The organism is Mycobacterium sp. (assembly GCF_035603715.1).
In the GTDB taxonomy this organism is placed as follows: domain Bacteria; phylum Actinomycetota; class Actinomycetes; order Mycobacteriales; family Mycobacteriaceae; genus Mycobacterium.
This window is the reverse complement of the sequence record NZ_DATNJW010000066.1, coordinates 1-7,859: the sequence shown is the minus strand read 5'-3', so window position 1 is coordinate 7,859 and position 7,859 is coordinate 1. Positions and strand designations below refer to the sequence as shown.

General features: G+C 66.3%; 7 protein-coding genes and 2 pseudogenes. 3 read left to right on the top strand and 6 right to left on the bottom strand.

All coding sequences use genetic code 11. From position 1 onward, the window contains the following. Nucleotides 1-633 (top strand): annotated as a pseudogene (locus tag VN856_RS02710) (sulfatase); the annotation flags it as partial. A 15-nt stretch (nt 634-648) separates the two neighbouring features. Here VN856_RS02710 and VN856_RS02705 read toward each other — a convergent pair. Beyond that, nucleotides 649-1,416, bottom strand: a complete 768-nt coding sequence (locus VN856_RS02705; protein ID WP_325685893.1) for a trans-aconitate 2-methyltransferase — start codon at nt 1,414-1,416, stop codon at nt 649-651. Between the two features lie 84 nt (nt 1,417-1,500). On the opposite strand from VN856_RS02705, the gene VN856_RS02700 reads away from it, so the two are divergent. After that, a complete protein-coding gene (locus VN856_RS02700; protein WP_325685891.1) occupies nt 1,501-2,394 on the top strand; it encodes an amidohydrolase family protein in 894 nt (297 codons plus the stop codon). 61 nt (nt 2,395-2,455) lie between these two features. Further along, entirely contained in the window at nt 2,456-2,893 is a 438-nt protein-coding gene (locus VN856_RS02695) for a VOC family protein (protein WP_325685895.1), read from the top strand. An 8-nt stretch (nt 2,894-2,901) separates the two neighbouring features. Here the strand turns inward: VN856_RS02695 and eccE are convergent, their stop codons facing one another. The 5 genes and pseudogenes from eccE to VN856_RS02670 form a co-directional block, all read right to left on the bottom strand. Then, entirely contained in the window at nt 2,902-3,906 is a 1,005-nt protein-coding gene (eccE, locus tag VN856_RS02690; RefSeq protein ID WP_325685889.1) for a type VII secretion protein EccE, read from the bottom strand. Continuing rightward, the gene (gene mycP / locus VN856_RS02685; RefSeq protein ID WP_325685887.1) at nt 3,903-5,294 is read right to left on the bottom strand and encodes a type VII secretion-associated serine protease mycosin; all 1,392 of its coding nucleotides are present in this window, start codon (nt 5,292-5,294) and stop codon (nt 3,903-3,905) included. Before mycP ends, eccE begins: the two co-directional genes overlap by 4 nt. Next, a complete protein-coding gene (gene eccD / locus VN856_RS02680; protein ID WP_325685885.1) occupies nt 5,291-6,715 on the bottom strand; it encodes a type VII secretion integral membrane protein EccD in 1,425 nt (474 codons plus the stop codon). The genes mycP and eccD overlap by 4 nt, the downstream gene beginning before the upstream one ends. A 72-nt stretch (nt 6,716-6,787) precedes the next feature. After that, the gene (locus tag VN856_RS02675; protein ID WP_325685883.1) at nt 6,788-7,660 is read right to left on the bottom strand and encodes an ESX secretion-associated protein EspG; all 873 of its coding nucleotides are present in this window, start codon (nt 7,658-7,660) and stop codon (nt 6,788-6,790) included. Nucleotides 7,661-7,718: 58 nt separating this feature from the next. After that, a pseudogene (locus VN856_RS02670) lies at nt 7,719-7,859 on the bottom strand (WXG100 family type VII secretion target); the annotation flags it as partial.

Here is a 7,859-nt window from a genome sequence, read left to right as displayed (position 1 = left end):
CCTCCCACCCGAATGAGGTTGGCGCCCAAGGTTTACGACGACCTGTTCAGCGGGGTGGATCTGCTGCCGACACTGCTGGAACTGCTCGGCGTCGCGGGCGTATCGGACATCGAAGGCATCTCCCATGCTCAGGCATTGATTGCACCGGACTCCGCCGACCCGGTGCGCGACCACGTCTACACCACCAAGACCTACCACGACTCGTTCGATCCGATCCGAGCGATCCGGACGAAAGACTTCAGCTATATCGAAAACTACGCTCGCCGACCATTATTGGATCTGCCCTGGGATATCGAGGAAAGCCCATCCGGCCACGCCGTCGCACCGACGGTGACCGCCCCGCGACCGGAACGCGAAGTCTACGATCTGCGCGTCGATCCCACTGAAACCAACAACCTGTTGACCGGCGACGCTAACGACAACGTCGACCAGATCGCCGCTGACCTTGCTGTCCGCCTTCATGATTGGCGGCAGAAGACCGGTGACGTCATACCGTCGGATTTTGCCGGCACCCGCATTGCGGCCCGCTACACCGAGACGTATCTGCAGATCCACCAGAAGGTTCCCACCAGTCGCTCGGCGATCGCCGGCGACCGCGGGATCGACGTCGAAATCCATCATGCGGAGCACTAGCCCTCAGCCGGTGATTCACTCGCCGACCTGAGCGACGAAGAACACCCGCCGGAACGGGAAGAACGTGGTCCCGTCCGGACGGGCTGGATAGGCTTCGGCGAGCACCGGAATGAGCTCCTCGCGAAACCGTTGGTATTCCCGCTCATTGAGTTGTTCGCTCACCGGCACTAATGCGGTGCCGCTGATCCAGTCCAGCACCGGATGCTCGCCGGTGAGCTGATGGATGTAGGTGGTTTCCCAGGCATCCACGGTGCACCCGGCATCGATCAGCAGCTCGGCATAATGAGCCGGCGTGTCAACCACAGCCCCCACCCGAAACGGGATGTCGCGCAGCAGCTTCGCGTACGGTTCCCGCCGAGCAACCGCCCGCACTGCAGCGTGCGACGGACTATCGAAGTTGCCCGGCATCTGAACCGCAATCCAGGACCCGGCGCCCAGCTGGCCCGCCCATTGAACAAACAGCTCGCCGTGTTCGGGCACCCAATGCATCGCGGCGTTGCTGACCACGACGTCGGTATCAGGTTGCGGGACCCAGGTTCTCAGGTCGCCGACGGAAGCGTCCACGCCACGGTCCCGGGCCGCGGCGACCATCTCCGGCGAGCTGTCCAATGCTTCGATGGCCGTGTCCGGCCACCGTCGAGCCAGCTGACCGGTGAGGTTGCCCGCACCGCAACCCAGGTCGACCACCCGACGCGGGCTCGGCGCTCCGACCCGGGACAGAAGATCGGCGAACGGGCGGCTGCGATGATCGGCAAAGGTCAGGTAGACATCTGGATCCCACATATTGACCCTCCAGTTCAACGGACTGCGCGACGACTGATATAGACGGTATTACCCGCTGCTTGCCCGACGAGTCGAGGATGGACCATGACCGACGACGAGACCGCCGAGGTACGGCAGATCTGGTCTGCGCTCGGCTTGCCGGGGATGATCGATGTGCACACCCACTTCATGCCGAAATCAGTGATGGACAAGGTGTGGCAGTACTTCGATGCCGCGGGCCCGCTGGTTGGTCGTGAATGGCCGGTCATCTATCGGACAGCTGAGTCCGACCGTGTGCAGATGCTGCGGCAATTCGGCGTGCGCTGCTTCACCGCGCTGGTCTACCCCCACAAGCCGCAGATGGCGGCCTGGCTGAACCAATGGGCGGTTCAGTTCGCCAATTCGACGCCGGATTGCCTTGCGACCGCGACGTTTTATCCCGAACCGGATGCCGCGGACTACGTCGAGGCCGCGATCCGCAACGGAACGCAGGTCTTCAAGGCGCACGTTCAGGTCGGCAGATACGAGCCCAACGACCCGATGCTCGATTGCGTCTGGGGAGCCATCGAAGACGCCCGGGTGCCGGTTGTCATTCACTGCGGGTCCGGGCCGGCACCCGGCGAGCACACCGGTCCTGAGCCCATACGGATTCTGCTGCAACGCTATCCGCGGCTGCGACTGATCGTCGCGCACATGGGGATGCCGGAGTATGTGGAGTTTCTCGACATCTGCGAGAGCTCGGCCGACGTGAGGCTCGATACCACCATGGCTTTCACGCCGTTCGTCGACGAACTCATGCCCTTTCCGCCGTCGCAGTTGCCGCGGCTGCGAGACTTGGGTCACCGCATCCTGTTCGGCAGCGATTTCCCCAACATCCCTTACAGCTACGCCGATGCGATGCGCTCGATCACCCGGGTACCGGGCATCGACGATGCGTGGCTGCGCGGCGTCCTCTACGAGAACGCCGCGGCCCTCTTCACTCCGGCTGTTCGGCCCTAGGGCGTGTCTGACAAAGGTTGGACGCGCCGGCTGATCGGCAGGTCTCGGTAGCATGCAGCGCATGGTCATCAAACTTGAGAACGTCGGTATCGCCGTTCGCGACCTCGAAGCGACCATCGCCTTTTTCACCGACCTCGGTCTCACGGTCATCGGCCGTGAGACGGTCAGTGGCGAATGGACCGACACTGCCGTCGGCCTTGATGGCAACCATGCGAACATTGCGATGCTCCAGACGCCGGACGGTCACGGTCGCCTCGAGCTCTTCGAGTACATCCACCCCAAAGCGATCGAATCGAAACCCACTATTCCCAACGAGATTGGCATGCACCGCGTCGCCTTCTCAGTCGACGACATCGACAAAGCCCTTGAGATAGCCGCGAGGCACGGCTGCCGTCCGCTTCGCGGCGTGGCGACCTATCAGGACGTTTACCGGCTCACGTACGTCCGCGGCCCCAGCGGCATCATCATCATGCTCGCCGAGGAGCTGAAGAAGAACTGACGGACGCCCTAGTTCACCACTGGGTGTGGCACGACCGGCTGCGATTGTGCGGTGCTGGCCCACTGCAGCCGCTCGAGTAGCAGCGACTCGGGCAGTGCGACATGGTCGTCGAGACGCTGGGTGGACAGCGGGTCCAACGCCGTCAGCGCCGCACGCTGGATACCGGACTTCGAAATCAGTCCGGGCAGTGGCCCGTTCGCAGTGGGGCTGGCGTCGGTCCGGAATGCGCACGCGACCGCCAGCGTCTGGTTGTCACCGGCACCGGTAACCTCAGCCGCCGTCCATACCTCGCGGACCGGGTAGGACCAGATCGCCGCGAGCGTGTTCGGCAACGCGGTGTCCACCTTGACCCCGTACGCCGCAACGTAATCGGTGCTTCCCTGGCAAACCCCGGACCAGGTCTCGCGACCAGATTTCGGATAGGGCGCCGGGACGTCATCGGGGGCAGCGAGGGCGGCCGTCCACCCACTCTCGCGGAGATGGTCAGCGAGCCGGCGCGCAGCGACCTCGGCGGTCTCATGCAACGGAATATGCGCCGAACGAGCTTGTAGCGCAGCGAGATTGTCCGCGGCGGACAACGTCACGCCGATCCAGGTTTCCCGTTCGCGCGTGCCGACCTCGGATGTGCTGTCGCGGCTGGTAACCCGGATGGCGTCGGCACGCAGACCGTAACGCTTGGCGTAACCGGCAATCAGTGACAGTGGCAGCGCGTCGGCATCCGCCAACGGCGGCGTCACCTTGAGCAACGCCGTCGTCCGCACGTCTGTGACGGACTCGTCCGCCCGTCGTGCACCCCGGTTGGGCCGCACGATCGCGAGCCGGCGGCGCAAGATCGTGGTGACGGGCAACCCCTGCCACCTGGCCAGCAGCACGATCGCCACGACGATCGCGATGCCGAGCAGCCAGCGCTCGCGCACCGTGTGCCACGGGAAAGCGATAGCGCCGGCCACAACGGCCAACAGCACCAACGTAATCCGTCCGGTGGGCGGCGAGATGGATCGGGGCGAGCTCACAGTGTGGCTTCCTTTCGTCGGCGTGCGGCGATCGCGGCAGCGGCCACGACGGCCAGTAGAAGTGCAGCCGTCCCACCAAATGCGACGATCCGGGGCCACGGGCTCTTTGGTGCTGGTTCGGGCGGCGCCGCAACATGTTTCACCGGCGACATGTCGTCGTGGGTGGCGGCGGGAAGCTGCCAGGTCAGGGCCGCGACGGGGTCCACGGCACCGGCGCCCACCACGTTGGATGGCGCACGGGCCCCGTTGTGTGCGGTCGCGGTGATGCGGCGGATCACGTCGGTCGCATTCAATTCCGGGTACTTGCTGCGCACCAGCGCAGCAAGCCCGGCGACGTATCCGGCCGCGTAGCTGGTGCCGATCAGCGGCGACAACTGCTGATGCTGGTCAGGCACACCATTGGCCAGACCGCCGTCATCGCGATTGCTCACCGACACGATGGCCTCGCCAGGCGCGGCGACGCCCACCCATGGGCCGGCCATGGTGAACTTCGACGGCTGATCGCCCGGGGTCAGTGAGCCCACCGACAGCACGTACGGCTGCCACCAGGACGGCACCGAGACCGAGGTGACGCCCGCCCAGTTGCGGGGATCGTCCGGACGGCCTAAATCGGTGAGCGGGTTGGATTCACACGCCGCGCCACTGGCTGAACCCGCGGCACCGCTGTTACCGGCGGCGGCGACGATCACGGCGTCCTTGTCGACGGCCGCGTACCGGATCGCCGCGCCGAGTGCGCCTTGGTCGACGTTGCGGTTGGCGGGCAGGCAGGTGATCCCCGCGACTGTGATCACCCGCGCGCCGAGGTCGGCGGCATGCACGATCGCCCGGCCCAAGGCCGTCACGTCGACGATCGCTCGCGCGGTGGTGGGGTCGCCACCGGCACTGCGCGCCGAGAATTTGCCCGACGTCACCCGCAACGACACCAACCGCGCCCCTGGTGCGATGCCCGCGAAGCCATCATCGCTGGGCTGGCCGGCGATGAGGCCCGCAACCGCGGTACCGCGCCCGTCACAGTCGGTGAGCCCGTCGGTCGATTCGAGATAGTCGCCGCCGGGCTGCACGCCGGGTAGCCGCGGCCCCGGCCGCACGCCGGTGTCCAGAACCGCCACCAGCTGCCCATCGCCGCGGGAAAACTTCCACGCCGCAACAGGATCCAGCATCTGCTGGCTTGGTGAGGCTTCCTTGAAGTCAGTACCCGCGATGATGCCGGTACCGGTGCACTCGCCGTTCTTCTCCATCGGCTGCACCGGCCCGGGCGCCCCGTTGGGCGGCGCCGCGCCCGCGTCGACCTGTGGGCGATCGATCGCCAACGCAGGCGGGCAGGCCCACAGCGTGGCAACCACCACCGCTGCGAGACAACCGAATCGCCGAGTGCGAGCAGAGATCATCGATTGAGCACCCAAGTGAACACTCCCACCAGGTACGCAATCACCGGGAGCAGCGACGCGTCGATGCCCGACGCGACGAAGCCCACCAGCCGACGCACCGGGAGCGAGTAGGTATCCGGAGAGGCGATGGTCGGGCTGAGCGCGACGACGACCCAGGCCGACACCAGCGCTGCAAGGACAATCGCGATCACCAACGCGTTCAGGTACTCGGCTGTGGCCGTATAGAGCACGACCAACGACACCGCCACCAGGAAGGGCTGGGCCAACAGCCATGCTTTGCAGGCGGCCGAGTCCCACACCCTGGCCCGTAGCACTGCCGCGGCCGCGGTCGCGGCTACCACGTACCAGCCCCAGGCGGACAACGTTTCCGGACGCCACGCGATCGCCACCGACCCGATCACGCTGAGCAGTACGGCGCCGGCGATGAATCCGTTCTGGTGCGCGTCGCTGATCCGCACCCGTCGCGGCAGGTCCTCGAGCACCCGCGACGACGGCGCCGACGGGGTGGGGTCCCCGGGGGCCGGAATGACCGGCAGCGGGAATCGTGCCCACAGCGCGGACAATTGCGGGGCTTCGATGGTGACGAGCAGCGCCACGACCAGCAGGCCTGCGCCCAGCGTCACCAACGGTAGCTGCCACAGCGAGCTCGCACCGGCAGCCAGCAGCACGCCGCCCCCCAGCACCGCAGTTGCGGTGAAAAGGCTGATGGTGCCGCCACTTTCGCGGTGCGGGAGAGTCAGACTGATCAGCGACCAGGCGGTCACGCCTGCCGCGGCGAGCGTCACCTGCGCCGCGCCGAAGCTACCCGGTACCGCCAACGCCAAGGCCGCGGCGATCGGCACCAATGCGGCGGCCGAGATCGCTGCACCGGCACGCGGTGACCGCGTGGCCAGACCCGCCAGCACGCTCAGCAGCGCTATCGCGCCGACCACGAACGACCCGACAATCGAGCCGGTGGCGTGCCGGTAGACAACGCCCAGACCCGTTGCAGCCCAAATCAATCCCGCGAGGCCGGCAACTGCGCCGCGCTGGATGTGTGTGGTGCCCCACGGCTTCAACCGAGATGTCGAGAAAATCACCGCCGCGTCGGCGATGTCTTCCACAATGCCCGGTGCGGCCGGCCCGACGGGGATGGGTTGCAGCGCCAACAGGTCGCCATCGACGACACCGACTGTCCCCAAGCTGGCGTCCAGGCTGAACGGCGCACCGCCGATCGGGGCGAGGCTCAGGCGAGTGGGAGTGGCCGGTTCGGTTGAGGCGTCGCCCTCTGCTGTCGCATCGTCCGCAACGGCGGGCACCACCAGACGCTCAACGGCCGGCAGGATTTCGCGCAGCGGCAGGTCCGCGGGCAACGCGATTTCGGTCAGCCGGCTGTCCGCGAGGATCGCTACCCGCACAACGGGCATCACAGCGCTCGACATCACCGACTCCTCAGGCTTCTGCTGGACATTGCTTCTCTTTCTCTCGTGTACAGGGGTCGTTCTAGGGATGGATCAAACGGATTGTGGGTTGGACTGCGTGCTGAAATCTCTGGACAGCCTGTTGCCCTCGAACCAGTGGCCATCGGGTAACTGGGCAGTGAGCTGTTCGACCGCGACCCCAATGGCAAACGGAGTTCCGGGGCTGAAGGTGGAAATCCATTCGCCGTCGAAGGCACGCGACGGGCTGACCAGCACCCGGCCCTCGGTGGTATCGACGATGCTCATTCCCACCTCGGTGGTGGCGTGTTGTCCATCGCGGTGGCACCCGGCGACGATCTCGACGTAGCTGCGCGGTCCGGTGAACACGGATTCCACCACGGGACGCGCCGAACGTGGAATACCTAGGTAATCAAGGACTTCGGCGAGTGCCGCGCCGTTGCGCAGCCGCTCGTCGGCCCGGGCGCCGACCTGAGCAGGCAGGCTGAATTCGTCGAACCGTGCGGGCGGGCGCTGCGCCAGACCGACACCGAGTATCGGCACCAGGGCGCGCGCATCGTGAATGTCCATCGCCGTAAACGTGACCAGCTGTGCATTGCGCAGTGCGACAACGGTTTTGTTGCCGCGGCGCGCGATGATCCCGCGTAGCAGGTCGTCGCCCCCGGCGGCGGCCGCGGAACCGACGTAACGCAGGTCCAGCCACCGCTCCGGGAAGCACACCACCCGGATCCAGTCGGCCACCGCCGCGTTGACAGCGCCGTCGGCCGACACCATCCCCATACGGGTCAGTTCGGCGTTCTGGGTCGCGAGGAACGCACCCCGTTCGGCGGCATCAGCGTAAGGCGTGGTGATCGCCAAAACCCATGGGAACGTTCCCGCCCCCGCGGTTTCAGCGATGAACCACGCCTGATCGACGGTGAGCTCGACGGCGTTCGGCTTGGTGGTCATCTACGTTGCGGACCCACCCGCCAGGGTGTGCGACCGCCCCACAATGCCGTGAGTGGGGCTAGCCGCCCCACTTGGCGCCTTCGGCCTGGTCGCGGGCCAGCATCGAGGTGGTGTTGTTCTCATGGGTGCCCGCCATCGCGCGGTAGGACAACACCAACTGCTCCATCGCCTGATTCCACTGCGCCTGCCAGGCCTGGTA

Bases quoted from the DNA above. Each gene is read 5' to 3' on its own strand.
- eccD (WP_325685885.1), bottom strand. From the start codon at position 6,715: ATGTCGAGCGCTGTGATGCCCGTTGTGCGGGTAGCGATCCTCGCGGAC.
- VN856_RS02695 (WP_325685895.1), top strand. From the start codon at position 2,456: ATGGTCATCAAACTTGAGAACGTCGGTATCGCCGTTCGCGACCTCGAA.
- VN856_RS02705 (WP_325685893.1), bottom strand. From the start codon at position 1,416: ATGTGGGATCCAGATGTCTACCTGACCTTTGCCGATCATCGCAGCCGC.
- VN856_RS02675 (WP_325685883.1), bottom strand. From the start codon at position 7,660: ATGACCACCAAGCCGAACGCCGTCGAGCTCACCGTCGATCAGGCGTGG.
- mycP (WP_325685887.1), bottom strand. From the start codon at position 5,294: ATGATCTCTGCTCGCACTCGGCGATTCGGTTGTCTCGCAGCGGTGGTG.
- VN856_RS02700 (WP_325685891.1), top strand. From the start codon at position 1,501: ATGACCGACGACGAGACCGCCGAGGTACGGCAGATCTGGTCTGCGCTC.